The organism is Curtobacterium sp. VKM Ac-2865 (assembly GCF_015350905.1).
Lineage (GTDB): Bacteria > Actinomycetota > Actinomycetes > Actinomycetales > Microbacteriaceae > Curtobacterium.
On sequence record NZ_JADKRZ010000001.1, the window covers coordinates 483185 to 507878 of the forward strand.

General features: G+C 69.7%; 23 protein-coding genes. 6 read left to right on the forward strand and 17 right to left on the reverse strand.

The genetic code is table 11. The features are described 5' to 3' along the window. Positions 1-14 precede the first annotated feature (14 nt). From ITJ54_RS02230 to ITJ54_RS02240, 3 genes are all read left to right on the forward strand, one after another. Entirely contained in the window at positions 15-1079 is a 1065-nt protein-coding gene (locus ITJ54_RS02230; RefSeq protein ID WP_194625670.1) for a ubiquinol-cytochrome c reductase iron-sulfur subunit, read from the forward strand. Continuing rightward, positions 1079-2767, forward strand: coding sequence for a cytochrome b (locus ITJ54_RS02235; RefSeq protein ID WP_194625671.1), 1689 nt, complete (start codon positions 1079-1081; stop codon positions 2765-2767). The genes ITJ54_RS02230 and ITJ54_RS02235 overlap by 1 nt, the downstream gene beginning before the upstream one ends. A 200-nt stretch (positions 2768-2967) precedes the next feature. Next, a complete protein-coding gene (locus ITJ54_RS02240; protein WP_194625672.1) occupies positions 2968-3927 on the forward strand; it encodes a phosphodiesterase in 960 nt (319 codons plus the stop codon). A gap of 470 nt (positions 3928-4397) precedes the next feature. Here the strand turns inward: ITJ54_RS02240 and ITJ54_RS02245 are convergent, their stop codons facing one another. From ITJ54_RS02245 to ITJ54_RS02260, 4 genes are all read right to left on the reverse strand, one after another. Next, positions 4398-5954 (reverse strand): stealth conserved region 3 domain-containing protein, encoded by a 1557-nt coding sequence (locus ITJ54_RS02245; RefSeq protein ID WP_194625673.1) that lies wholly within the window; start codon positions 5952-5954, stop codon positions 4398-4400. Positions 5955-6004: 50 nt separating this feature from the next. After that, complete coding sequence (locus tag ITJ54_RS17755) at positions 6005-6316, reverse strand: DUF6804 family protein (protein WP_228508140.1); 312 nt, start codon at positions 6314-6316, stop codon at positions 6005-6007. Positions 6317-6501: 185 nt separating this feature from the next. Further along, entirely contained in the window at positions 6502-7089 is a 588-nt protein-coding gene (locus tag ITJ54_RS02255; RefSeq protein ID WP_194625675.1) for a GDSL-type esterase/lipase family protein, read from the reverse strand. Further along, positions 7086-8615, reverse strand: coding sequence for an SDR family oxidoreductase (locus tag ITJ54_RS02260; protein WP_194625676.1), 1530 nt, complete (start codon positions 8613-8615; stop codon positions 7086-7088). The genes ITJ54_RS02255 and ITJ54_RS02260 overlap by 4 nt, the downstream gene beginning before the upstream one ends. Before the next feature lie 43 nt (positions 8616-8658). Between ITJ54_RS02260 and deoC the strand changes: the two genes are divergently transcribed. From deoC to ITJ54_RS02275, 3 genes are all read left to right on the forward strand, one after another. Then, complete coding sequence (deoC, locus tag ITJ54_RS02265) at positions 8659-9390, forward strand: deoxyribose-phosphate aldolase (RefSeq protein ID WP_194625677.1); 732 nt, start codon at positions 8659-8661, stop codon at positions 9388-9390. A gap of 93 nt (positions 9391-9483) precedes the next feature. After that, positions 9484-10449, forward strand: a complete 966-nt coding sequence (locus ITJ54_RS02270; protein ID WP_194625678.1) for an ROK family protein — start codon at positions 9484-9486, stop codon at positions 10447-10449. A 133-nt stretch (positions 10450-10582) separates the two neighbouring features. Then, positions 10583-11131 (forward strand): hypothetical protein, encoded by a 549-nt coding sequence (locus ITJ54_RS02275; RefSeq protein ID WP_194625679.1) that lies wholly within the window; start codon positions 10583-10585, stop codon positions 11129-11131. A 27-nt stretch (positions 11132-11158) separates the two neighbouring features. Here the strand turns inward: ITJ54_RS02275 and ITJ54_RS02280 are convergent, their stop codons facing one another. The 13 genes from ITJ54_RS02280 to thrS all read right to left on the reverse strand — a co-directional run bounded on the left by ITJ54_RS02280 (position 11159) and on the right by thrS (position 24658). Further along, a complete protein-coding gene (locus ITJ54_RS02280; protein ID WP_228508143.1) occupies positions 11159-13495 on the reverse strand; it encodes a RelA/SpoT family protein in 2337 nt (778 codons plus the stop codon). A gap of 45 nt (positions 13496-13540) precedes the next feature. Then, complete coding sequence (locus ITJ54_RS02285; RefSeq protein WP_323741567.1) at positions 13541-13891, reverse strand: rhodanese-like domain-containing protein; 351 nt, start codon at positions 13889-13891, stop codon at positions 13541-13543. Between the two features lie 5 nt (positions 13892-13896). After that, positions 13897-14910, reverse strand: a complete 1014-nt coding sequence (secF, locus tag ITJ54_RS02290; RefSeq protein ID WP_194625680.1) for a protein translocase subunit SecF — start codon at positions 14908-14910, stop codon at positions 13897-13899. Beyond that, positions 14910-16646, reverse strand: coding sequence for a protein translocase subunit SecD (gene secD, locus ITJ54_RS02295; RefSeq protein WP_194625681.1), 1737 nt, complete (start codon positions 16644-16646; stop codon positions 14910-14912). Before secD ends, secF begins: the two co-directional genes overlap by 1 nt. 95 nt (positions 16647-16741) lie before the next feature. Continuing rightward, positions 16742-17128: a preprotein translocase subunit YajC gene (locus tag ITJ54_RS02300; protein WP_194625682.1), complete on the reverse strand. Its 387-nt coding sequence runs from the start codon at positions 17126-17128 to the stop codon at positions 16742-16744. Positions 17129-17222: 94 nt separating this feature from the next. Further along, positions 17223-18260: a Holliday junction branch migration DNA helicase RuvB gene (gene ruvB / locus ITJ54_RS02305; protein WP_194625683.1), complete on the reverse strand. Its 1038-nt coding sequence runs from the start codon at positions 18258-18260 to the stop codon at positions 17223-17225. Further along, positions 18257-18877, reverse strand: a complete 621-nt coding sequence (ruvA, locus tag ITJ54_RS02310; protein ID WP_194625684.1) for a Holliday junction branch migration protein RuvA — start codon at positions 18875-18877, stop codon at positions 18257-18259. The genes ruvB and ruvA overlap by 4 nt, the downstream gene beginning before the upstream one ends. Continuing rightward, entirely contained in the window at positions 18874-19539 is a 666-nt protein-coding gene (gene ruvC / locus ITJ54_RS02315) for a crossover junction endodeoxyribonuclease RuvC (protein WP_194625685.1), read from the reverse strand. Before ruvC ends, ruvA begins: the two co-directional genes overlap by 4 nt. Before the next feature lie 4 nt (positions 19540-19543). Next, entirely contained in the window at positions 19544-20308 is a 765-nt protein-coding gene (locus tag ITJ54_RS02320) for a YebC/PmpR family DNA-binding transcriptional regulator (protein WP_194625686.1), read from the reverse strand. 187 nt (positions 20309-20495) lie between these two features. Then, on the reverse strand, positions 20496-21107 hold the full coding sequence (gene pdxT / locus ITJ54_RS02325; protein WP_194625687.1) for a pyridoxal 5'-phosphate synthase glutaminase subunit PdxT: 612 nt from the start codon (positions 21105-21107) through the stop codon (positions 20496-20498). Continuing rightward, positions 21097-22023 (reverse strand): pyridoxal 5'-phosphate synthase lyase subunit PdxS, encoded by a 927-nt coding sequence (gene pdxS / locus ITJ54_RS02330; RefSeq protein WP_194625688.1) that lies wholly within the window; start codon positions 22021-22023, stop codon positions 21097-21099. Before pdxS ends, pdxT begins: the two co-directional genes overlap by 11 nt. A 26-nt stretch (positions 22024-22049) precedes the next feature. Beyond that, complete coding sequence (locus ITJ54_RS02335) at positions 22050-22625, reverse strand: HIT family protein (protein WP_194625689.1); 576 nt, start codon at positions 22623-22625, stop codon at positions 22050-22052. Beyond that, entirely contained in the window at positions 22625-24658 is a 2034-nt protein-coding gene (gene thrS / locus ITJ54_RS02340) for a threonine--tRNA ligase (RefSeq protein ID WP_416354887.1), read from the reverse strand. The genes ITJ54_RS02335 and thrS overlap by 1 nt, the downstream gene beginning before the upstream one ends. Positions 24659-24694: the final 36 nt, after the last annotated feature.

The following is a 24694-nucleotide window of genomic DNA, read 5'->3' on the forward strand; positions in this document are numbered from 1 at the left end:
CTGAAGGGAACACCATGGCAGAGCACGACGACGAGGCGCTGAACTCGTCCTCGGCTGTCGAGAGGCATGCGGCATCGGTCGGCGGCGGTACCGCGGTCGTCCCCGCGGAACCGTTCGAGAACCCGGGCGAGCCGCCGCACCGTCCGCGCCGCACTGACGTCGACCCGAAGAAGGCCCGTCTGGCCGAGCGTCAGGTCGCGACGTTCTTCTACCTGTCGATCGTCGGCAGCGTCCTGTCGATCGCCGCGTACATCGCGTTCCCGATCAAGGCCGACGACTTCGGCACGGTCCGCCTCGCGAACCTCTTCCTGGGTTTCTCCATCTCGCTCGCCCTGCTCTCGCTGGGCATCGGCGCCGTCTACTGGGGCAAGTCCCTCGTCACCGACCGCGAGATCACCGAGCAGCGCCACTCCACCCGTGGGACCGACGCCACGCGCGCCAAGGCCGTCGAGGCCTTCCAGCTCGCGGACAAGGAGTCCGGCTTCAGCCGTCGCAAGCTGATCCGCAACTCCATGATCGGCGCGCTCGTCGCGTTCCCCCTCCCCGGCATCGTGCTCGTGCGAGACCTCGCACCGGCCGCCGACCCGAACGAGCTCCTGCGCCACACCATGTGGGCCAAGGGGACTCGTCTCACGAAGGACCCGACCGGACTCCCGATCAAGGCATCGGACGTCACGATCGGCTCTGTCTTCCACGTCATCCCCGACGGGCTCCTGGACAAGGAGCACATGCTCGAGGAGAAGGCGAAGGCCGCGGTGCTGCTCATGCGCCTCGACCCGAAGGACCTCAACCCGGCGAAGGGGCACGAGAACTGGGGCTACGACGGCATCGTCGCGTACTCCAAGATCTGCACCCACGTCGGATGCCCGGTCGCGCTCTACGAGCAGCAGACGCACCACCTGCTGTGCCCTTGCCACCAGTCGACCTTCGATGTCTCGAACAACTGCGAGGTCATCTTCGGACCGGCTGCCCGTCCCCTCCCCCAACTTCCTATCGCGATCGACGACGACGGCTACCTGGTGGCGCAGAGCGACTTCCACGAACCCGTCGGGCCGTCCTTCTGGGAGCGTGCACGCTGATGACAACCACAACCACCACACGCGCACATGAGACCAGCACCAAGCCGGCTCCGGAGCGTGGGTCCCGCATCATCGGCGGGATCTCCAACTACATTGATGAGCGGACCAGCATCTCCGGCCTGGTGAAGGAGGTCGGGCGCAAGATCTTCCCCGACCACTGGAGCTTCATGCTCGGTGAGGTGGCGCTGTACAGCTTCGTCGTCATCCTGCTGTCGGGGACGTTCCTGACGTTCTTCTACCAGGCATCGATGGCCGAGGTCGTCTACAACGGCACCTACGTCCCGCTCAAGGGCGTCGCGATGTCGACGGCCCTGCAGTCGACGCTCGACATCTCGTTCGACATCCGCGGCGGGCTCTTCGTCCGGCAGATCCACCACTGGTCGGCTCTGCTGTTCGTCGCCTCCGTGATGCTGCACATGGCCCGCGTGTTCTTCACCGGCGCCTTCCGCAAGCCCCGCGAGCTCAACTGGGTCTTCGGCTTCGTCCTGTGGATCCTGGCCATGGCCGAGGGCTTCACGGGCTACTCGCTCCCCGACGACCTGCTCTCCGGCAACGGTCTGCGCATCATCGTCGGCATGATCGAGGCCATCCCGGTCATCGGCGTCTGGATCGGCTACATCCTGTTCGGCGGCGAGTTCCCCGGGACCGCGATCGTCGGGCGTCTGTACACGCTCCACATCCTGCTGTTGCCGGCGATCCTCGTGGCGGTCCTCGGTGTCCACCTCGTGCTCGTCGTGATCAACAAGCACACGCAGTACGCGGGCCCCGGCAAGACCAACGAGAACGTCGTGGGCGTCCCGATCCTCCCGGCGTTCGCCGCGAAGGCCGGTGGCTTCTTCTTCATCGTCGCGGGCATCCTCGCCCTCATCGCCACGCTGTTCACGATCAACCCGATCTGGAACTACGGTCCGTACGACCCCTCGCCCGTGTCCGCCGGTACCCAGCCCGACTGGTACATCGGCTTCGCCGACGGTGCGCTCCGCCTGATCCCGCCGCACTGGGAGGTCCTGTGGTTCGGCTACACGGTCTCCTTCAACCTGCTGGTGCCCATCGCGCTGCTGTCTGCGCTGATCCTGGCGATGTTCGTCTACCCGTTCGTCGAGGCCTGGGTCACCGGTGACAAGCGCGAGCATCACCTCGCCGACCGTCCCCGCAACGCCCCGACCCGCACCGCGATCGGTGCCGCCGGCATCACGCTCTACGCCAGCCTCTGGGCAGCGGCGAGCTCGGACATCATCGCGACGCACTTCATGGTGTCGGTCGACCACGTGATCCACGTGATCCAGGCCACGACGGTCCTCGGCCCGTTCGTCGCCTTCTGGATCACCAAGCGCGTGTGCCTGGCGCTGCAGAAGAAGGACCGCGAGATCGTGCTGCACGGCTACGAGTCGGGCCGCATCGTGCGACTGCCGCACGGCGAGTACATCGAGGTCCACGAGCAGCTCGACGAGTACGAGCGCTGGCGTCTGCTGCAGTTCAACGAGTACAAGCCGCTGATGATCCGCCCGAACGCCAAGGGTCAGATCACGCCCGCGCAGAAGGTCCGCGCCGGCATGACGCGCTTCTTCTTCGAGGACCGCATCGCTCCGGTCTCCAAGGCCGAGCTGGACGCTGCACACGCGGCGCACCACGGCCCCGACCTCGAGGGCAGCCACCAGGCCCCGCAGGTCGGAGCCGGCGGACACTAGCTGTCACGGTCCGACGAACAACCCCCATCACGCTGTGGTGGGGGTTGTTTCGTTGGTGCCAACAACACGCCGTCTGTGGTTCACCTGCGATTCAACGTCGCGTGTTGGACTGCTCCAGGACGATGTGGCAATGTGTTGCACCGTGCACTCCCCCAGCGGGAGATCCTCTGCCGAGGAACAACCAACGGAATGAGAACCCGATGGACGCCCGGACGGCTGAACACCCCAGGCCGAACCACTTCCTGCTCCACCTGAGCGACACCCACCTCATCGCGGGTGACGGCGACCTCTACGGGGCCGTCGACTCGGCCGCCCGGCTGACGCAGATCATCGACGAGATCGAGGCCTCCGGCGCTCGACCCGAAGCGATCGTCGTCACCGGTGACGTGGCCGACAAGGGCGAACCGGGCGCCTACGCCCGCGTCCGCCAGATCATCGAACCGGCGGCGAACCGCATCGGTGCCCAGGTCATCTGGGCCATGGGCAACCACGACGAGCGTGGTGCGTTTCGCCAGGAGCTCTTCGGCCTGCAGCCCACCGACCGTCCCGTCGACTTCGTGTACGACGTCAACGGCCTCCGGGTCATCACGCTCGACACCAGCGTCCCCGGAGCCCACCACGGTGTCGTCACGCCCGAACAGCTCGACTGGCTCGCAGAGGTCCTCTCCGAGGCCGCACCGCACGGCACCGTCCTCGCCATGCACCACCCGCCCGTGCCGAGCGTGCAGGACCTCACCGTCCTCGTGGAGCTCCGTGAGCAGCAGGCCCTCGCCGAGGTGCTCGAGGGCTCCGACGTCCTGACGATCATCGCCGGACACCTGCATTACTCGACCAGCGCGGTGTTCGCCGGGATCCCGGTGTCCGTCGCCAGTGCCACGTGCTACACGCAGGACCTCAACGAGTTCCAGCGCGGTACCCGCGGGCGCGACGGAGCGCAGTCGTTCAACCTCGTCCACGTGTACGGCCACACCGCCGTGCACTCGGTCGTGCCCATCGGGACCTACTCCACCGTCGGCCAGCCCGTGTCCTCCGAGGAGACCGAGGCCCGCCTCGCCGCCGCCGGCGTCACGATCCCTGCGGCCGTCGAGCCAGCCCCTGTCACGTCGAGCATCCCGGTGTTCACGCTCGACTCGGTCCCCGTCTCCCCCGTCCGCCGCTGACCGCCGCGCACCGCTGGCGGCTGCGCCTCGTGGCGCCGCGCGGCGGTGCGTTGCGTTGTGCGGCACCGGTGGCCGGGCCGCGTGTCCGGTGAGGTCGCACTTCGTGTCGGCTCCGCTCCTGCGGAGCCGACACGAAGTGCGACCTCACCGAGGCCGGTACGCCGTCGGTACGCGGGCGGCGGTACGCCGTCGGTACGCGGGCGGCGGTACGCCGTCGGCACGCGGGCGGCGGTACCGGCGGCGCCGGCGCCGCAGACGGCGCTGCCGAGTGGTCGCAGAACGTCGATGTGCACGTAGGCAGGCGACGGGAGGTGACCGCTCGGCCGACGTGAGCGGGGTGTCGTGACCACTCGTGACGCCGGGCGCGACCGGATCCTGCGGACTCGGTCCGAGCCTCCCGGCCGGAACGCCGACGAGGGCGCGCGCCGACGCGCTACGGCGGGCACCGCCCGCCGACGCGCCGGCCGGCGTCAGCCCTCGTCGGGGCGCTCCCACGGCGCCGGGAACGGGAAGTAGCGCTCGAGGAAGTCCGTCACGCGGGTCGTGCGCTCGTCGTCGCTGACCTCGGGGAAGCTGCCGTCGTTCAGGCAGAAGAAGTCGGCGTTGCGCTTCTTGAGCAGGTCCTCGAGCTCGCGGAGCCCGGAGAGCATCGTCGTGTCGATGTAGCCGACGGGGACGTTCTCCTGCACGATCGCCCGGCCCGTGAGCAGCGCGTAGTAGTGGTACAGCGAGTTCGTCACGGAGATGTTCTCGGCGGCGCGGAAGCGCGAGGCAGCGGTGGCCCGGAACTCGTCGGCGAACTCGTGCTCCATCTCCGTCATGATGCTGGCGCGGAGAGGTGTCGGCGCGTGCTCGAGGTGGCGCGTGGTGACGGCCCCGAAGCGCTGCTGCAGGAGTCGGCGGTTGACGCGGGCGGAGTTCTCGAAGCCGCTGCGTCGAGGGTTGTTCGAGCCGAGGCCGATCCGGGTGTCGGCGAGCAGGAACTTCGACACCGAGCCCGGGCTGAAGAACACCGACGGGTCGACCGGCCGCCCGAAGAACATGTCGTCGTTCGAGTAGATGAAGTGCTCGCTGATGCCCGGGATGTGGTGCAGCTGCGACTCGACGGCCTGCGAGTTGTGCGTCGGGAGCACCGAGGGGTCGGCGAAGAACTCCTCGCTCCGGACGATGCGGACGCGGGGGTGCTCGGCGAGCCAGGCCGGAGCCGGGGAGTCGGTGGCGATGTAGATCGTCCGGACCCACGGCGCGTACATGTAGACCGAGCGCAGGGCGTACTTCAGCTCGTTGATCTGCCGGAAGCGGGCGGGGGCGTCGTCGCCCTCCCCGAGCACGGCTGACGACTGCGCTGCCTGGCGGGCGCGCTGGTACTCGATGGCGTTGCCGTCGACCCACGAGAACACGATGTCGATCGGGAAGCGGATGTCGGAGACGTGGTCGTCGAACATGTGCTCGACGGTCTGCCACGTGCGGCCGTACCGCTCGATGTCGACGAGGACGAACTCCTCGATCGGCAGGCTGCGGCGCATCAGGGCGTTCTCGACGGGGGCGAGGACCTCGGTGTCCGTCACCCGCCAGAACTCCATCTGCACGCTCGTCTCGGCGCCGTAGCGGAGCCGGCCGATGGGCTCGAGCCGAGGCCGGAACACCCGGAGGACGGTCTCGTCGACGGGGCCGAGGCCGTCGTCGACGACCAGGACCGCCGGCTTGCCCGGGGGCTTGGCGTAGAAGGGCTCCCCCACCGCGGCGTCCATCACGGCGGCTTCGGCACGCTGGCGGTCGCGCTCGTCGAGGGCGATCACCGGGCGTTGGTCGTTGCCGCGGATGAGCAGGTGGTCGACGTCGCCGGCGGTGAGCGCGTCGTCGAGGAAGAGCAGGTCGTCGATCATCGACTGCTGGGGCGTGAGGTGCCCGTTCAGCAGCGTGAAGCGCCCCTTGCGGAGCACGACGTCGGACCGGTCGAGACCGCCGGAGGACGGTCGAGGGTGCAGCAGAGGACTCTCGGTCACCGGCTCGGTCTCGTTGCTCATCCATGCCCTTCTGGTCGTGCGGTCGGGACGTGCACCCGACCCCAGCGATCCTATCGGGCGGCCGGTGTCTCCGTGGTTCGGGGCACCTTGACCGCCAGGCCCATCACCACGAACAGCGCTGCGGCGACGATCTGGAGTGCCGCCCAGACCTGTCCGGGGATCGGCACGGTGACGAGCGGGTTCCAGCAGACGGCGATCGCCGCGGTCACCACGAGGGCCCACCAGGCACGGCCCCTGAGTGCGAACACCAGGATGATCAGGGCGAGGACCGTGACGCCCCAGCGCACGGCGACGAACGCCGGAGCGTCGAGGAACGCCACGCAGGCGAGCAGCACGATCGCCGCGATGAGGCCGGGTGCCAATGCCGGCCGGGTGAAGTCCGGAACGGGACGGGAGGCTCGCCCACGCCCGCCAGCGCGGCCGCCGGACCCAGCGCGGTCGGCACCAGGGGTGGTCGCGCCGTTCCCGGTCGCTCCGGTCCCGAACGAGGAACCGCGCGCCGACCCGAGCGACGACCCCACTGCGGGCCGTCCCTTCCGAGCCGCCATCAGGCCGAGGCCTCGTCCACTTCGATCGCGGTCATCGAGCGGGACATGGGCGGCAGGCCGCGGAGTCGCTCGAGGGCCGGCACGAGCTCGTCGACGTAGGCGCGGTAGCCCTCGTCGGTCAGGTGCAGGCCGTCCTCGGTGTACTTCTCCGACAGGTGGTCGCCGTCGGCCAGTGCGGGCCACGCGTCGAGGTACTGCGCGTGGCACGTGGCGACGAACTGCCGCAGGTGCCGGTTCGCCTCTTCGATGCGGGGGGTGTGGTCGGCCTGCCGCGGCAGGATCGACACGAGCAGCAGGCGGACGCCCGGGAGCTCGCGACGGAGCGTGACCAGGATCGTCTCGACGTTGCGGACGACGTGTTCGGCGCTCTTGCGGTGGTTGCCGAAGTCGTTCGTGCCGATGAGCAGCACGATGACGTCGGGGGCCGCCGCGACCACGGAGTCGATCCGTGCCAGGACGCCGTCGGTGGTGTCGCCGCCGATCCCCTGGTTCAGGGTCCGTTCCTCGGGCAGGCGCTGGTCCCAGGAGCCGCCCTCGGTGATGCTGTCCCCCAGGAACAGGACCAGTTCTCGGTCGTTCTCGGTCATGATGCCTCCTCGTGCGACGGCGCGCGGGACCCATTCTGCTGCGTCCAGTTGGTCTGCGTCGAGTCCGTGCTGTGCGCTTCGCGCTCGGCTCGGGCCGTGATGCGCTCGACCATGCCGGGGAAGATGACCCCGTGGAAGGGCAGGATCCCGTACCAGTACAGGCGTCCGGCCAGCCCCTGCGGGAAGTAGATCGCGCGCTGGTGGTAGTCGCAGCCGCCGTCGTCGGTCGGGGTGACGGTCATCTCGAGCCAGGCCCGGCCCGGCGACTTGAACTCGGCACGCAGCCGCAGGTAGTGCCCGCGGTCGAGCCGCTCGACGCGCCACCAGTCGAGGGCGTCGCCCTGCTCGAGGCGCTTCGGGTCCCGGCGGCCACGGTTCAGACCGACACCGCCGAGCACCTTGTCCATCCAGCCACGGGCGACCCAGGCGAGCGGGAAGGAGTACCACCCGTTCTCGCCGCCGATCGACTCGACGACGCTCCACACGGCTTCTGGCGGTGCCGACGAGTGCCGGTTGCGGTCGTCCACGTAGACGGTGTGGCCCGCCCAGTCCGGGTCGCTCGGCAGCGGGTCGGCGGTGCCGGTCAGCGTGGCGTTGCGCCAGCTCGTGGTGACCTCGCCGGCGCGCATCTTCGTCAGCGCGAGCCGCACGGAACGCCGGTACGAGGTGAGGCCGCCCTCGGGACGGGGCACCACGTCGTCGATGTCGTGTTCGCGCTGCACGCACTCGAACTGCAGCGACTCGATGATCGGCGTCGCGAGCTTGCGCGGGATCGGGGTCACGGCGTTGAACCAGTGCGCGGCGAGGCCCGGCGTCATCACCGGGAGCGGGCTGATGGGGCGCTGCGGGAGCTTGGCCTCGACCGCGTAGCCGTTGAGCATCTGGCCGTACCGCAGCACGTCGGGGCCGCCGATGTCGAACGTCCGGTTGACCTCGTCCGGGATGTCGAGCGCCTTGACGAGGTAGTACAGGACGTCGCGCACGGCGATCGGCTGGATGCGGTTGCGCACCCAGCGCGGCGCGGGCATCCAGGGCAGGACGTCCGTCACGTGGCGGATCATCTCGAAGGACGTGCTGCCCGAGCCGATCACCACGCCTGCCTGGTAGGCGATCGTCGGCACGCCGGAGCCGAGCAGGATGTCCCCGACCTCCTTGCGGCTGCGGAGGTGCTTCGAGAGCTCGCCGTCCGGGTGCAGTCCACCGAGGTAGACGAAGCGTCGGACGCCGGCGGCCGTCGCTGCGTCGGCCATCGTCTGGGCGGCGTCGCGCTCGGCCTCCTCGAAGTCCCCGTCGGCGCCCATCGCGTGCGCGAGGTAGTAGACCGCCTCGATGCCGTCGACGGCGGTCCAGACGGCGTCGGCGTCCTGCAGGTCGCCCTGCACGACGTCGACCCGGTCGTGCCAGGGGACGTCGTCGAGCTTCTGCGGGGTGCGGGCGAGGACGCGGACGGAGTGTCCGGCGTCGAGGAGGTGTGGGACGAGACGACCGCCGATGTACCCGGTGGCCCCCGTGACGAGGACGCGCATGCCTGGCACGGTACGCGCTGCCCCTTGAGGCTAGGCTTGCCCGGTGGACAACGCACCCTTCTCCGTCACCGCCGACGCCGTCCGTCGGCTCATCGACCACGCGATCCTGAAGCCGGAGCTCACCCGCGCCGACGTCGACGCGCAGCTCGACGAAGCCGCGACCCACCGCGTGTTCAGCGTCTGCGTCCGCCCGAGCGACGTCCAGCACGCGGTCGAGCGGCTGCAGGGCACCGGCGTGGGCGTCGGCACCGTGATCGGCTTCCCGCACGGCACCACGACCACCGCCACCAAGGTCGCCGAGTCGCTGCAGGCCCTGGCCGACGGCGCCTTCGAGCTCGACATGGTGCAGAACATCGGCGCCGCGAAGTCCGGAGACTGGCAGCGCGTCGAGCAGGACGTCCGCGCCGTGGTCGACGCCGCCGGCGACACCGTCGTCAAGGTCATCCTCGAGACCGCGTTCCTCACCGACGACGAGGTCGTCGCCGCCAGCCGTGCCGCCGTCGCCGGTGGTGCCGCGTTCGTGAAGACCTCGACCGGGTTCGCCGGCGGCGGGGCCACGACCGAGCACATCGCCCTGATGCGCCAGACGGTCGGGGCCGACACCGGCGTGAAGGCCTCGGGCGGCGTCCGCGGGCTCGACACCCTCGTCGACATGGTGCACGCCGGCGCCGATCGGATCGGCACGAGTGCCTCGGCCCGCATCCTGGACGAGGTCGCGCACCGCGTCGCGACCGGCGCCGCCTCCGGTGTCGGCGACGACACCACTTCCTACTGACCCGAACCCACCAGCACCGAGCCGGTGCGCGCCCGACGTGACGCCGCGTCGAGGAGCCGCCCCGAGCCTCCAGACCGACGCATCGGAGCGCCCATGTCGAACCCCGCACCCGCCCCCGACGACCTGAGCGGGTCGCTGGCCCTCGCCGTCGACCTCGGCGGCACCAAGGTCGAAGCCGCGCTGGTCACCGAGCAGGGCGTGGTCCTGCCCGGCAGCCGCTTCCGCAGCCCCACCGGGCCGCAGCGGACGTCGGACGAGCTCCAGGCCGCCGTCGACGAGGCCGTCACGAACGCGCTCGGCGCGCTGCCCGACGGCGCGGCGCTGGCCGGGGTCGGCATCGGCTCCGCCGGGCCGGTCGACGAGGTCAACGGCCGGGTCTCACCGCTCAACATGCCCGTCTGGCGCGGCTACCCCCTGCGCGACCGCATCGCGGCCCACGTCCCCGCCGGCACGCCCGTCGTGCTGCGGATGGACGGCCTGGCCATCACGCTCGCGGAGCACTGGCTCGGCGCGGCGCAGGGCCACGACCACGTGATGGGCATGATCGTGTCCACCGGCGTGGGCGGCGGCCTGATCCTGCACGGCCGCACCGTCAGCGGACCGACCGGCAACGCCGGCCACATCGGCCACGTCGAGTGCGGCGGTTTCGACGACCCGTGCGCCTGTGGCGGCACCGGCTGCCTGGAGGCCGTGGCCAGCGGCCCGAAGACCGTCGCCTGGGCGCGGCGCCAGGGCTTCACCGGGGAGACCGGCGAGGACCTGTCCGCGGCCTACGCGGCCGGGGACGAGATCGCAGTCGCCGCCGTCAAGCGGAGCGGCCGGGCGCTCGGGCAGGCGATCGCGGCTGCGACGTCGCTCGTCGACCTCGAGGTCGTGGCGATCGGCGGCGGCTTCTCGCACGTCACGCCCGACCTGTTCGAGTACGCGCGGCAGGCCGTCGCGGAACGCGTCGAGTTCGGGTTCGTCACGAAGGTCAAGATCGTGCCGACGGGGCTGTCCCAGGACGGCCCCCTCATCGGGGCTGCCGCGCTCGTGCACCGGGCGCACGTCCTGCGCTGACCAGCCGGGAGGCCCGGGGCGAGTCGTGCCTGCGGGCCCGGGTCGGCCGCGTGGTCGGGCTGCCCGTTCCGATGGCACCGCGCGCTGTCCACAGCGTCCCGGGTCGTGCTGGTGGGTGGGGCAGGATGTGCGGGTGCCCTCCTCGCGCCTGCTGACCACGGACGACTGGCCGGAGGCAGAACTGCGTGCCGCCACGCTGGCCGGCGACCTGGTCGAGGTCGGCGCGTGCTGGGCGTCCATCGCGGAGCCGCAGGACGCGGGCCTGCGCGCGGCGTCCTTCGCGTGGAGCACCGGTGACCCGAGGGTCATCGCCGCCGGGCGGACGGCGACGTGGATCTGGGGCGCGCGGTCACGACCGCCGCTCCCCCACGACGCCTGCGTCCGGGCCGGGCAGCGCATCCACCGACGGGGCGGAGAGCGCATCCGGGAGATCGCGATCACGGCAGCGGACCTCGTCCATCCGGGCGGCGTCTCGGTGACGACACCGGTGCGCACCGCCCTCGACCTGCTCCGCGTGCACGGCGACGAGGCCTGGTCGGCATCCGCCGAGTCGGTCGCCGGCCTCATCGCGATCGGAGCGGTCGCCCCGCAGACCCTGCAGCATCGGCTGGAGCTCCTCGGGACGGTCCCCATGGTGCGACAGGCCGAGCGGCGTCTCGCCGGTCTGCTCAGCCCGAGGTGACGCCGATGGCGTCCGATCGGAGGATGGTCAGCCGGCGCTGACGCGGTAGACGTCGTACACGGCGTCGATGCGACGGACGGCGTTGAGCACGCGGTCCAGGTGCGTCGTGTCACCCATCTCGAAGACGAACCGCGAGAGCGCGAGCCGGTCCGACGACGTCGAGACGGTCGCGGACAGGATGTTGACGTGGTGGTCCGTCAGCACGCGGGTGACGTCGCTGAGCAGACCGGAGCGGTCGAGCGCCTCGATCTGGATCTGGACGAGGAACACCGACTTCGACGACGGAGCCCACTCGACCTCGATCATCCGGTCGGGCTCGTTCATGAGCGACTTCACGTTGCTGCACGCTGCCTGGTGCACGGAGACGCCCTGGCCGCGGGTGATGAAGCCCACGATCTGGTCTCCGGGGACCGGGGTGCAGCACTTCGCGAGCTTGACGAGGATGTCGGGCGCACCGCGGACGAGCACGCCGCTGTCGCTGTTGCGCAGCTGCCGACTCGTGACCTGGCGCGGGAATGCCAGCTCGGGTTCGTCCGTCTCGGTCTCCGACTGGACGCCGGCGAGGACCTTCTCGATGACGGACTGCGTCGAGACGTGGCCCTCACCGATGGCGGCGTAGAGCGCGGACACGTCGTCGTACCGCATCGCCGAGGCCACCTCGGAGATGGAGTCCTGGCTCATGATGCGCTGCAGCGGGAGGTTCTGCTTGCGCATGGCGCGGGCGATGGCGTCGCGGCCCTGCTCGATGGCCTCTTCGCGGCGCTCCTTGGTGAACCACTGCTTGATCTTGTTGCGGGCCCGCGGGCTCCGCACGAACGTCAACCAGTCCTGGCTCGGGCCGGAGTCGGGGTTCTTCGACGTGAAGATCTCGACGACGTCGCCGCTCGACAGCGAGCTCTCGAGCGGGACGAGCCGGCCGTTCACCTTCGCGCCCATCGTGCGGTGCCCGATCTCGGTGTGCACGGCGTAGGCGAAGTCGACGGGGGTCGCGCCCGCCGGCAGGCCGATGACCTTGCCCTGTGGCGTGAAGACGTAGGTCTCCTTGGCGCCGATCTCGTAGCGGAGCGAGTCGAGGAACTCGCCCGGGTCGCTCGTCTCCGCCTGCCAGTCGGTGATGTGCGCGAGCCAGGCCATGTCCTGGTCGGTGGCACTCGACGTGTCGACGTCTCGGCCGGCGGCGCGCTGCTTGTACTTCCAGTGCGCAGCCACACCGAACTCGGCACGCTGGTGCATCTCGTGCGTGCGGATCTGGATCTCGACCGGGCGACCCTGCGGTCCGAGCACGCTCGTGTGCAGCGACTGGTACAGGTTGAACTTCGGCGTCGCGATGTAGTCCTTGAACCGCCCGGGCAGCGGCGTCCAGCGCGCGTGCACCGAACCGAGCATGGCGTAGCAGTCGCGCACGGTCGGCACGAGGACGCGGATGCCGACCAGGTCGTAGATCTCGTCGAACTCGCGCCCGCGCACGATCATCTTCTGGTAGATCGAGTAGTACTGCTTCGGTCGGCCCATCACGTCGCCGCGCACCTTCGCGGCCTTGAGGTCCTTCTTCAGCGTGCCGATGACGTTCTGGACGAACTGCTCGCGCTTGGGCTGGCGTTCCTTGACCAGGCTGTCGATCTCGACGTAGAGCTTGGGGTGCAGGACCGCGAAGGACAGGTCCTCGAGCTCGAGCTTGATCATCTGGATGCCGAGACGATGCGCGAGCGGCGCGTAGATTTCGAGCGTCTCCTTGGCCTTGCGCGTCGCCGAGGTGGACTCGACGAAGCCCCACGTCCGCGCGTTGTGCAGGCGGTCGGCCAGCTTGATCACGAGCACGCGGATGTCCTTCGACATCGCGATGACCATCTTGCGGACGGTCTCGGCCTGGGCACTGTCGCCGTACTTGACCTTGTCGAGCTTCGTGACGCCGTCGACGAGCATGGCGATCTCGTCGCCGAAGTCCTGCCGGAGCTGGTCGAGCTGGTAGTCGGTGTCCTCGACGGTGTCGTGGAGCAGCGCTGCCGCGATGGTGATCGGCCCGATGCCGAGGTCGGCGAGGATCTGGGCCACGGCGACCGGGTGCGTGATGTACGGCTCGCCCGACTTGCGCTTCTGGCCGTCGTGGGCCCGTTCGGCCACTGAGTACGCCCGCTCGATGAGCGTGACGTCGCCCTTGGGATGGTGCGACCGGACCGTGCGGATCAGGGTGTCGACGGCGCCGGCCGGCTGGGCGCGCGAGAACAGGCGCGGGAGCAGCGACCGGAGGGACCCGAGGTTGCCCGTCGTGTTCAGGCCGAGCGGCGGACTGGTGGGCTCGGACGGTGATCCCGGGCGGCTCGCCGCGGAGTCGTCCTGCTTCGAGGATTCACGGGTGTCCGTCATGCTGCGCCTCCCAGGACCTGATCCGACAACACTACGCGCGTCGGGTCAGTGCCCGTGACCGTGTTCGCCGGCGGCTGTGGCGTCGGCGTCATCGCGGATGACCGGGGCGCCCGCCGACTCCCAGGCGACCATGCCGCCGGCGAGGTTGACCGCCGGCACCCCCGCCTGTTCGAGTGCGGCCACCACCCGGGCTGAGCGCATGCCCGAGTGGCAGACGACGATGGCCGGCTCGTCCGTCGGCTCGATCTCGCTCCACCGTTCGGTGAACTCGGACATCGGCACGAGGGAGGCCTGCGGCGCGTGGACCTCGGCCCACTCCCCCGGCTCGCGGACGTCGTACAGCCGGGAGCCGGAGGCGATGCGGGCGAGGGCGTCCTCGACGGTGATCTCCTGCACGGTGATCAGGCCTCGGCCGCTGCGTCGGCCGGCACGCCGACCTCGGCGCGCCGCTTGGCGTTCGCGGCTTCCTTCTTGGCGTCCGCCTGCTTGATCTTCGGCTCGTTCTCGCGCAGGTGTGCGTACATGGGCGACGCGATGAAGATCGTCGAGTACGTGCCGACGATGATGCCGATGAACAGGGCGAGTGAGATGTCCCGCAGCGTTCCGGCACCGAGGACGTACGACCCGATGAAGAGGATCGCTGCGACCGGCAGCAGTGCGACGATCGAGGTGTTGATCGAGCGGACGAGGGTCTGGTTGACGGCCAGGTTCACCGACTGCACGAAGGTGCGGTGCGACTCCATCCCGGTGTTCTCGCGGACCTTGTCGAACACCACCACGGTGTCGTAGAGGGAGTACCCGAGGATCGTGAGGAAGCCGATCACCGCCGCGGGCGTGACCTCGAGCCCCACGATGCCGTACACACCGGCGGTGATGAGCAGGTCGTGGACCAGCGCCACCATGGCGGACAGCGACATCTTCCAGGTGCGGAAGTACAGCGCCATGAACACGGCGGCCAGGGCCAGGAAGATCACCAGGCCACGGATGGCCTGCGCGAGGACGTCGGCACCCCAGGTCGCGCCGATGAACGTCGAGGCGACCTCGGACTCGTCGACGTCGTACGCCTTCGCCAGTGCCGACTGGACCTCGGTGGTCTCGCGGTCGGTGAGCTGGCCGGTCTGCACGCGGATGCCGTGCGTCCCGAGCTGTGAGACGCGCGGGATCTCGTCGGAGACGATGCCCTCGACGGTGTTCGTCGCGAGGTTCTGGTCGACCGACTTGACGTCGGAGATCGTGAACTCGGACCCGCCGGTGAACTCGATGCCGAGCTGGTACCCGCCGCGGAGCCACGGCACCGCCAGGGAGACCACGATCGCCACGACGGCGATGAGGTACCAGGTGCGACGGCGGCCGACGATGTCGTACGACCGCTTGCCGGTGTAGAGGTCGTTGCCGAACTTGCTGAAGCTCGCCATCAGCTGTCCTTCCCGTTCGGCGCCCCGCCGTTGCCGGCCTTGCGCTCCGCGATGGTCTGTCGTCGCTGTGCCTCACCGGCACTGCGCTGGCGCTTGCCGTCCACGACCGGTGCGCGGAACTGCGCGCGACCGCGGTAGACCGCCCCGAGTGCCGCCGGGTCGAGGCCGGAGAACCGGTGCCCCTCGTTGAAGAAGCGGCGGCGGGAGATGAGCTGGAGCATCGGGTGCGTGAAGAGGATCACGACCACGATGTCGATGAGCGTCGTGAGGAGCAGCGTGAACGCGAAGCCCTTCACGTCGCTGACCGCGAGGACGTAGAGCACGATGGCGGCGAGGAAGTTGATCGAGTCGGACGCGATGATCGTGCGGAACGCCCGCTTCCACCCGGACTCGACGGCGCCCTCGAGGGCGCGTCCGTCGCGGAGTTCGTCGCGGATGCGCTCGAAGTACACGATGAACGAGTCCGCCGTGATGCCGATCGCGACGATCAGACCGGCGACACCGGCCAACGACAGGCGGTAGTCGACCCGCCAGGACATGATCGCGATGACCAGGTACGTCAGCGCCGCGGCGACACCGAGCGACAGGACGGTCACGAACGCCAGCGCTCGGTACTGGATGACCGAGTAGATGATCACCAGGATCAACCCGATCAGCCCCGCGACGAGACCGCCGATGAGCTGGGCGGTGCCGAGCGTCGCCGAGATGTTCTCGTTCGACTGCACCTGGAAGTTGATCGGCAGCGCGCCGTACTTCAGCTGGTCGGCCAGGGTCTTCGCGGACTCCGACGTGAAGGACCCGCTGATCTGCGCCTTGCCGTTGGTGATGGCGGCGTTCGTGCTCGGGGCGGTGATGACGCTGCCGTCCAGCACGATCGCGAACTGGTTCTGCGGCTGCTGCAGGGACACGAGGCGGTTGGTGACCGACCGGAAGTCCTTGGTGCCCTCGCCGTTGAACGTCAGGTTGACGGCCCACTCGCCCGTGGTGGTGCCCTGCGAGCTCGTCGCGAGGCCGGAGGTGGCGTTCGAGATGTCCGCGCCGGAGACCTCGACCGGGCCGAGGATGTACTTGCCGGCGCCGTCAGCGTCACAGGTGACCAGCGGCTCGTCGTCCGGTGCGGTGGTGACGTCGTCCGGGGCCTTGCAGTTGTAGTTCGTGAAGAGGTCCTGCAGCTTCGGCGTGACCCACGCCAGGTCGCTCGCGTTGGACGGCTTCGTGCTCGGCGTCGCAGCGAGGGACGCGGGCGGCGAGTACGGCGTCGGCGATGCGCTCGAGCCCGAGGCGCCGCCGACCGAGGTGTTCGTCGCGGCCTCGGTGTAGAGCACCGGGCGGAAGGTGAGCTTCGCCGCGGCCTCGATGCGCTGGATCGTCTGCTGGTCCGGCTTGCCCGGGATCGACACGACGATGTTGTTGGCGCCCTGCGTGTTGATCTCGGACTCCGAGACACCGGTGGCGTCGATGCGCTGGCGGATGATGTTCACCGCCTGCTGCAGCTGCTGCGAGGTGACGGAGCCGCCCTCGGTGTTCTGCGCCGCGAGGGTCAGCTGTGTGCCGCCCTGCAGGTCGAGGGCGAGCTCGGGGACCCAGCTCGCGCCCTCGTACCACTTGCCCGTGTCGTCCTTGGAGGTGCTCGCGAGGATCGACGCGGCCGTGTTCAGGCCGGCGAGGATCGCGATCAGGATCACCAACCAGGTGAGCGAGCGCAACGCCTTCTTGACGGGTGTCGATCGTGCCACCGGTCGTCTCGTCTTTCTGTCAGGACCGTCGGCGTCAGACGCCGTCGGAGGGGTGTCGCCACCGGGTCACGGTCGTGTCCCGGTGCCCGAGGGGTCTAGTCCTCGGTCTTGCGCTTCGCCTGCTCGGCGTCGTCCGCACGCTCGCCGTAGATCGGCTCGCCGTTGAGTTCGGTGACGTGCTTGGGCTCGTCCTCGGTGGCGGTCGTCGTCTCGATGTCCGAGGCGGTGTCGTCGACGACGCGGGAGAGCGTCTGACGGTGGACGGTGACGACGGTGCCGGGAGCGATCTCGACGTCGGCGGTGACCTTCTCGTCGTCGACGGAGAGGAGCGTGCCGTACAGACCGAAGGACAGCATCACGCGAGCACCCGGCACCATCTTGGTGGCGAGCTCGCCCTGCTGCTTCTTGCGCTTGCGGCTGTTGTAGAACATGAAGGCCGCGAACGCCACGACGATGACGATGAGGATGACTTCTTGACCCATGGTTGCATTGCCTTCTCTGGTATTTCGGTTTCGGGCCGTAGCAGTCTAGGGCACCGGGCTGTGGCTGGCGTCGCGGCCGGTTGACGGGCCGGGATCACTCGTCGTCGAACAGGCCGGGCATCGCCGAGGCGCCCGGCTGCCCGGGCGTGAGCCCGAGGTGACGCCAGGCCGACGGGGTCGCGATGCGTCCGCGTGGCGTCCTGGTGACGAGCCCGATCCGGACGAGGAAGGGCTCGACGACGGACTCGATCGTCTCGGACTCCTCGCCCACGGAGACGGCCAGGGTGTTCAACCCGACCGGGCCGCCGTCGAAGCGGGTCAGCATGGTCTCGAGCACGGCACGGTCGAGGCGGTCGAGGCCGAACTCGTCGACGTCGTAGAGCTCGAGCGCACCCTGGACCGCGGCCATGCCGTCGCCCGTGGCGTGCACGAGCTCGTAGTCGCGGACTCGGCGCAGCAGACGGTTCGCGATGCGGGGTGTCCCCCGCGACCGACCGGCGATCTCCCGCAGGGCGAACCGGTCGAAGTCGAGACCGAGCAGGTGGGCCGCTCGGATGAGGACCTGCTCGAGCTCGTCGCGCTCGTAGAACTCGAGGTGCGCGGTGAAGCCGAAGCGGTCCCGCAGCGGGTTCGGCAGCAGGCCGGCACGGGTGGTGGCACCGACGAGGGTGAACGGCGGGAGGTCGAGCGGGATGCTCGTCGCCCCGGCGCCCTTGCCCACCATGACGTCGATGCGGAAGTCCTCCATCGCCAGGTAGAGCATCTCCTCCGCCGAACGCGCCATGCGGTGGATCTCGTCGATGAAGAGGACCTCGCCCGGCATGAGCGACGAGAGCACCGCGGCGAGGTCACCGGCGTGCTGGATCGCCGGGCCGCTCGACATCCGGAGCGGCCGACCCGACTCGTGCGCGACGATCATCGCGAGGGTGGTCTTGCCGAGGCCAGGAGGGCCAGCCATCAGGATGTGGTCCGGCGTGCGGTCCTGCATCGCCGCGGCCCGCAGCAGCAGGTCGAGCTGTCCCCGGACCTTGCGCTGTCCGACGAACTCGGCCAGCGACTTCGGTCGGAGGGCGCCCTCGAACGCGAGTTCCTCGGGCGACTCGGCGTCGGCCGCGGTGATCCCGCCGCTCATCGAGCGGCTCCGCTGGGACGGAGGGCGCCGAGTGCCGCACGGAGGAGCGCCTGCGTGCCCATCGCCGCCACGCCGGGCTCGGTGGCGATGGTGTCGTCGACGGCTGTGCGGGCGGTGTCCTCACGCCAGCCGAGCCCGACGAGCGCGGTGACGACGTCCTCGGATGCCGGGTGCGCGACCCCACCGCGCGCGCCGGTGGGCGCGGTGGGCGTCTCGAACGCGACGAGCTTGCCGGAGAGCGCGACGATGATGAGCTTGGCGGTCTTCGGACCGATGCCGGAGACCTTGCGGAACGCGCCGTCGTCGTCCTTCGCCACGGCGTTCGCGATCTGCGACGGGTCCATCTGCCCGAGGACGCCCAGCGCCGACTTCGGTCCGACGCCGGAGACGCTGCGGAGCAGGTCGAAGACGCGGAGAGCGTCCGTGGACTCGAAGCCGAAGAGCAGGTGCTCGTCTTCTCGGACGATCATCGCGGTGCGCAGGAAGACCTCTGCCCCGTGACGGAGCGTCAGCGCGTGGGCCGGTGTCACGGTGACGAGGTAGCCGACCCCCGCACACTCGACCACGACGCTCGAACCGGCGATGTCGATGCAGGTCCCACGGAGGCTCGCGATCATGCCCCGAGCCTAGGGGCAGCGGCCGACGACGACGCGCGCCGCGCTGCGGCCTCGGCACGCTGGAGCGGCGAGGCGGCGCGGTTGATGGGCGAGGCTGCGCTGCGGCCGGTGGTGCCGGCCTGCGCGTCCCGCCATGCGCGCTGTGCCGGGGTGAGGGTCCCGGTGCCGGTGCTGACCGCATCGGGTGCACCGAGCCTCCAGGCATGGCAGACGGCCAGGGCGAGCGCGTCGGCGGCGTCTGCCGGTTTCGGTGCCTCGGCGAGTCCGAGGACGCGGGCGATCATCGCCTGCACCTGGCGCTTGTCGGCGTTGCCGTAGCCGGTGACGGCTGCCTTGACCTCGGACGGGGTGTGCAGCCCGACCGGGATGCCGCGGACGGCTGCCGCGTGCAGGGCGAGTCCTGCGGCCTGGGCGGTGCCCATCACCGTGCGGACGTTCGCCTGGGCGAAGACCCGCTCCACCGCGACGGCGTCCGGGTGGTGGGTCTCGATCTGCTCCGCGATGCCCGACGCGATCAGGACGAGGCGCTGCTCGAGCGCCATGTCCGCCGGGGTGCGCACCACTGTGACGTGCACGAGTCGAGCGCGACGGTCCGGGGTGACCTCGACCACCCCGACACCGCAGCGGGTGAGCCCGGGGTCCACCCCGAGCACGCGGAGCACCGGCTCAGTCCTCGTCCTCGTCGAGCTCGGCCTGGACGTCGGCGGGGACGTCGAAGTTCGCGTAGACGTTCTGCACGTCGTCGCTGTCTTCGAGGGCGTCGATCAGACGGAACACCTTGCGGGCGGTCTCGGCGTCGACGGGGACCTTGAGACCGGGGACGAACTCGGCGTCGGCGGAGTCGTAGTCGATGCCGGCGTCCTGCAGTGCGGTGCGGGCCGAGACGAGATCGCTCGCCTCGGTGATGACCTCGAAGCCACCGCCCTGGTCGATGACGTCCTCGACACCGGCGTCGAGCACGGCCGTCATGACGTCGTCCTCGGTCAGGCCGTCGACCTTGGTGACGGAGATGACGCCCTTGCGCGCGAAGTTGTAGGCGACGCTGCCCGGGTCGGCCATGGTGCCGCCGTTCCGCGACATCGCGGTGCGGACCTCGGCTGCTGCGCGGTTCTTGTTGTCCGTCAGGCACTCGATGAGCATCGCGACGCCGTTCGGGGCGTAGCCCTCGTACATGATGGTCGTGTACTCGATCGACTCACCGGTGAGGCCGGCGCCACGCTTGACCGCGCGGTCGATGTTGTCGTTCGGCACCGAGGTCTTCTTGGCCTTCTGGATGGCGTCGACCAGGGTCGGGTTGCCCGACAGGTCAGCGCCGCCCATCTTCGCGGCGACCTCGATGTTCTTGATGAGCTTGGCGAACGACTTCGCACGGCGGCCGTCGATGACGGCCTTCTTGTGCTTGGTGGTCGCCCACTTGGAATGCCCGGACACGGTTCTCCTTGCGTCGTGCGGAAAGTCCAGATCAGTTTACCGGCCGGGAGGCCCGCCGTGCGCCCGGCGCGCAGGCCCTGTGGACAGGTGGTCGGCCTGGGCGCCTGTGAGGCGCTGGGGTCGCGACGAGACGCCGGTGTCTCGCACGCTCCGACGAGACACCGGTGCCTGGCGCGGGGGGCGCGGGTCAGGCGTGGCGGACGAGGTCGAGGAAGCGCCGGTGGAAGCGGTCCTCTCCGGCGACCTCCGGGTGGAAGGCACTGGCGATGACGTTGCCCTGCTGCACCGCGACGACCTGGCCGTCCGACAGCGCCCCGAGGACGTGGACCCCGGCACCGTGCTGCTCCACCACGGGCGCGCGGATGAAGACCGCGTGCACCGGCGCGTCGCCGAGGTCGGGCATCGGGATGTCCGTCTCGAAGGAGTCGTTCTGGCTGCCGAAGGCGTTGCGGCGCACCGTCGTGTCGAGGACCCCGAGGGTCTGCTGCCCGCCGATCGCGTTCGTGATGCGCGCGCTGAGCATGATCATCCCTGCGCAGGTGCCGTAGGTGGGCAGCCCAGCGCGGATGGCCTCGGAGAGCGGCTCAGCGACACCGAACGCCCGGGACAGCTTGTCCATCACGCTGGACTCGCCACCGGGGATCACGACGCCGTGCAGTGCCGCGATCTCCTCGGGACGACGGAGCGGCACCACCTCGGCGCCGAGCTCCGTCAGCGAGGCGATGTGCTCGCGGAAGTCACCCTGCAGCGCGAGCACCCCGATGCGGGGCGCCGCGCCCGTGGTCGGACTACCAGCCACGCTCGGCGAGGCGGTGCGGCGCGGGGACGTCGGCGACGTTGATGCCGACCATCGCCTCTCCCAGACCACGCGAGACCTCGGCGATGACCTTGGGGTCGTCGTGGAAGGTCACTGCCTTGACGATCGCGGCGGCACGCTTGGCCGGGTCGCCGGACTTGAAGATGCCGGAGCCGACGAAGACGCCGTCGGCGCCGAGCTGCATCATCATCGCCGCGTCGGCCGGGGTGGCGACACCACCGGCGGTGAACAGGACGACGGGGAGCGTCCCGGTGCTGGCGACCTCCTTGACCACGTCGTAGGGCGCCTGCAGCTCCTTGGCGGCGACGTAGAGCTCGTCGTCCTTCAGGTGGCGGAGCGCCGCGATCTCCTTGGCGATGGTGCGGATGTGACGGGTGGCCTCGGACACGTCACCGGTGCCCGCTTCGCCCTTGGAGCGGATCATGGCCGCGCCCTCGGTGATGCGACGGAGTGCTTCGCCGAGGTTCGTGGCGCCACAGACGAAGGGCGTGGTGAAGTTCCACTTGTCGATGTGGTTGACGTAGTCCGCCGGGGACAGGACCTCGGACTCGTCGATGTAGTCGACGCCGAGCTCCTGCAGCACCTGGGCCTCGACGAAGTGGCCGATGCGGGCCTTCGCCATGACGGGGATGGACACCGCGGCGATGATCTCCTCGATCATCGAGGGGTCCGACATGCGGGCCACGCCACCCTGCGCACGGATGTCGGCGGGCACACGCTCGAGGGCCATGACGGCGGTGGCGCCGGCTTCCTCGGCGATGCGGGCCTGCTCGGCGTCGATGACGTCCATGATGACGCCGCCCTTGAGCATCTCCGCCAGGCCGCGCTTCACGCGGGACGAGCCGGTGATGGAGGTGCCGGGAGTGCTGGTGCCGGGGGTGCTGGTGCTGTCGCTCATGATCCCCCCATCCTAGTGCTGAGCGCTCAGGACTGCTGTGCGGACCAGCCTTCTGCGACCAGTCGTCTGGTGTCGCCGAGCATCTGCGACATCGACTTCGTCCTGGCGATGACGGGGAAGAAGTTCGAGTCCGACTCCCACCGCGGCACGACGTGCTGGTGCAGGTGCCCGGCGACGCCGGCGCCGGCGACCTCGCCCTGGTTCATGCCGATGTTGAAGGCGTCGCAGTGTGAGACCTGCCGCAGGACCCGCATCGCGGTCTGCGTGAGCTCGCCGATCTCGCGGAGCTCCTCCGGGGTGGCCTCGTCGTAGAGGGGTACGTGCCGGTACGGGCAGACCAGCAGGTGGCCGTTGTTGTACGGGTACAGGTTGAGCAGCACGTAGGCATGCTCTCCCCTGGCCACGATGAGGGCGTCCTCGTCGGACTTCTGCGGGGCCTCGCAGAACGGGCAGTCGTCCTTGTGCCCGCGGCCCTCGCCGGCGCGACCGGAGTCGATGTACGCCATCCGGTGCGGGTTCCACAGGCGCTGGAAGGCATCCGGGACCGCGGCCTGTGTGGCAGCGTCCCGGATGACCAGCGGGTCGTCCTCGGCGTCGGGCATCAGACCTGCGCGCGCTCGCGGATCGCGGTGAGGATGCGCTCGACGGCGTCGTCGACGGGCACGGCGTTGTCCTGGCGGCCGTCACGGAAGCGGAAGCTCACGGCACCGGCGTCGCGGTCGTCGCCACCGGCGATGAGCTGGAACGGCACCTTCTGCTTGGTGTGCGTGCGGATCTTCTTCTGCATGCGGTCGTCGGAGTGGTCGACCTCGGCACGGACGCCCTCGGCGTGGAGCTTGGCGATGACCTCGTCGAGGTAGTCGCCGTACTCCTCGGCGACGGGGATCCCGACGACCTGGACCGGGGCGAGCCAGGCCGGGAACGCGCCAGCGTAGTGCTCGGTCAGGACCCCGAAGAAGCGCTCGATCGACCCGAACAGCGCACGGTGGATCATCACGGGGCGCTGCCGGGTGCCGTCGGCCGCGGCGTACTCGATGCCGAAGCGCTCGGGCAGGTTGAAGTCGAGCTGCACGGTCGACATCTGCCAGGTGCGGCCGATGGCGTCTCGGGCCTGCACGGAGATCTTCGGGCCGTAGAACGCGGCACCGGCGGGGTCCGGCACGAGTTCCAGGCCGGACTCCTCGGCGACCTCGCGCAGGGTGTTGGTGGCCTCGTCCCAGACGTCGTCGTCGCCGACGTACTTCTCCGGGTCCTTCGTGGAGAGCTCGAGGTAGAAGTCGTCGAGACCGTAGTCACGGAGCAGCGACAGCACGAACTCGAGCGTCGTGGTCAGCTCCTCCTTCATCTTCTCCTTGGTGGTGAAGATGTGGGCGTCGTCCTGGGTCATGCCGCGAACCCGGGTGAGGCCGTGGATGACGCCGGACTTCTCGTTGCGGTAGACCGTGCCGAACTCGAACATCCGGAGCGGCAGGTCGCGGTAGGACCGGGGCTGCGAGCGGTACGCCAGGATGTGCATCGGGCAGTTCATCGGCTTGAGGTAGTAGTCCGCGCCCTGGCGGGTGACGTTGCCCTCCTCGTCCGTCGCCTGGTCCATGTGCATGGCCGGGAACATGCCGTCCTTGTACCACCCGAGGTGGCCGGACTGCTCGAACAGGTCGCCCTTGGTGATGTGCGGCGTGTAGACGAACGAGTAGCCGTTCTGCTCGTGTCGACGGCGCGAGTAGTCCTCCATCTCACGACGGATGATGCCGCCCTTGGGGTGGAAGATCGCCAGCCCGGACCCGATCTCGTCGGGGAAGGAGAACAGGTCGAGCTCGGCCCCGAGCTTGCGGTGGTCGCGCTTGGCAGCTTCCTCGAGTCGCACCAGGTACGCCTTGAGCTGGTCCTTGTCGGGCCAGGCGGTGCCGTAGACGCGCTGCAGCTGGGGGTTCTTCTCCGAGCCGCGCCAGTAGGCGGCCGCGACGCGCATCAGCTTGGCGGCGTTGCCGATCCAGCGGGTGTGCGGCACGTGCGGGCCACGACAGAGGTCCTGCCACACGACGTCGCCGGACTTCGGGTCGACGTTCTCGTACACGGTGAGCTCGCCGGCGCCGACCTCGACGCTCTCGCCGGAGTCGCCCTCGGACGCGGCGCCCTTGAGCCCGATGAGCTCCTGCTTGTAGGGCTCCCCCGCCATCAGCTCGCGGGCCTCGTCGTCCGTCACGACCCGGCGACGGAAGCGCTGGGCCTGCTTGACGATGCGGTCCATGCCCTTCTCGATGGCCTTGAGGTCCTCGGGGGTGAAGGGCTCGGCGACGTCGAAGTCGTAGTAGAAGCCGTCCGTGACGGGCGGACCGATCCCGAGCTTGGCGTCCGGGTTGATCTGCTGCACGGCCTGCGCGAGCACGTGCGCGGCCGAGTGTCGGAGGATGTCGAGGCCGTCCTGCTCGTCGAGGGTGACGGGCTCGGCGGTCGCACCGTCCTGCACCTCGGCAGCGAGGTCCTTGAGGACGCCGTCGACACGGATGGCGACGACGCCGCGGACGCCGTCGAAGAGCTCGGTGCCCGTCGTGGTCGTCGTCGCGGTGCGGGGCTCGGGTGCCTGGGGCACGTCTGCGGGCTGGCCGGCTTCCGGCGTTGCGACTGACTCGGTCACGATGGTGGGACTCCTCGTTCGGGATGGTGCGTCAAG

What these genes read in the sequence shown, in the direction of transcription:
- ITJ54_RS02230 (WP_194625670.1), top strand. Translation starts at nt 15, where the DNA reads ATGGCAGAGCACGACGACGAGGCGCTGAACTCGTCCTCGGCTGTCGAG.
- ITJ54_RS02235 (WP_194625671.1), top strand. Translation starts at nt 1,079, where the DNA reads ATGACAACCACAACCACCACACGCGCACATGAGACCAGCACCAAGCCG.
- ITJ54_RS02240 (WP_194625672.1), top strand. Translation starts at nt 2,968, where the DNA reads ATGGACGCCCGGACGGCTGAACACCCCAGGCCGAACCACTTCCTGCTC.
- ITJ54_RS02245 (WP_194625673.1), bottom strand. Translation starts at nt 5,954, where the DNA reads ATGAGCAACGAGACCGAGCCGGTGACCGAGAGTCCTCTGCTGCACCCT.
- ITJ54_RS02255 (WP_194625675.1), bottom strand. Translation starts at nt 7,089, where the DNA reads ATGACCGAGAACGACCGAGAACTGGTCCTGTTCCTGGGGGACAGCATC.
- ITJ54_RS02260 (WP_194625676.1), bottom strand. Translation starts at nt 8,615, where the DNA reads ATGCGCGTCCTCGTCACGGGGGCCACCGGGTACATCGGCGGTCGTCTC.
- ITJ54_RS02270 (WP_194625678.1), top strand. Translation starts at nt 9,484, where the DNA reads ATGTCGAACCCCGCACCCGCCCCCGACGACCTGAGCGGGTCGCTGGCC.
- ITJ54_RS02280 (WP_228508143.1), bottom strand. Translation starts at nt 13,495, where the DNA reads ATGACGGACACCCGTGAATCCTCGAAGCAGGACGACTCCGCGGCGAGC.
- secF (WP_194625680.1), bottom strand. Translation starts at nt 14,910, where the DNA reads ATGGCGAGCTTCAGCAAGTTCGGCAACGACCTCTACACCGGCAAGCGG.
- ITJ54_RS02300 (WP_194625682.1), bottom strand. Translation starts at nt 17,128, where the DNA reads ATGGGTCAAGAAGTCATCCTCATCGTCATCGTCGTGGCGTTCGCGGCC.
- ruvB (WP_194625683.1), bottom strand. Translation starts at nt 18,260, where the DNA reads ATGAGCGGCGGGATCACCGCGGCCGACGCCGAGTCGCCCGAGGAACTC.
- ruvA (WP_194625684.1), bottom strand. Translation starts at nt 18,877, where the DNA reads ATGATCGCGAGCCTCCGTGGGACCTGCATCGACATCGCCGGTTCGAGC.
- pdxS (WP_194625688.1), bottom strand. Translation starts at nt 22,023, where the DNA reads ATGAGCGACAGCACCAGCACCCCCGGCACCAGCACTCCCGGCACCTCC.
- ITJ54_RS02335 (WP_194625689.1), bottom strand. Translation starts at nt 22,625, where the DNA reads ATGCCCGACGCCGAGGACGACCCGCTGGTCATCCGGGACGCTGCCACA.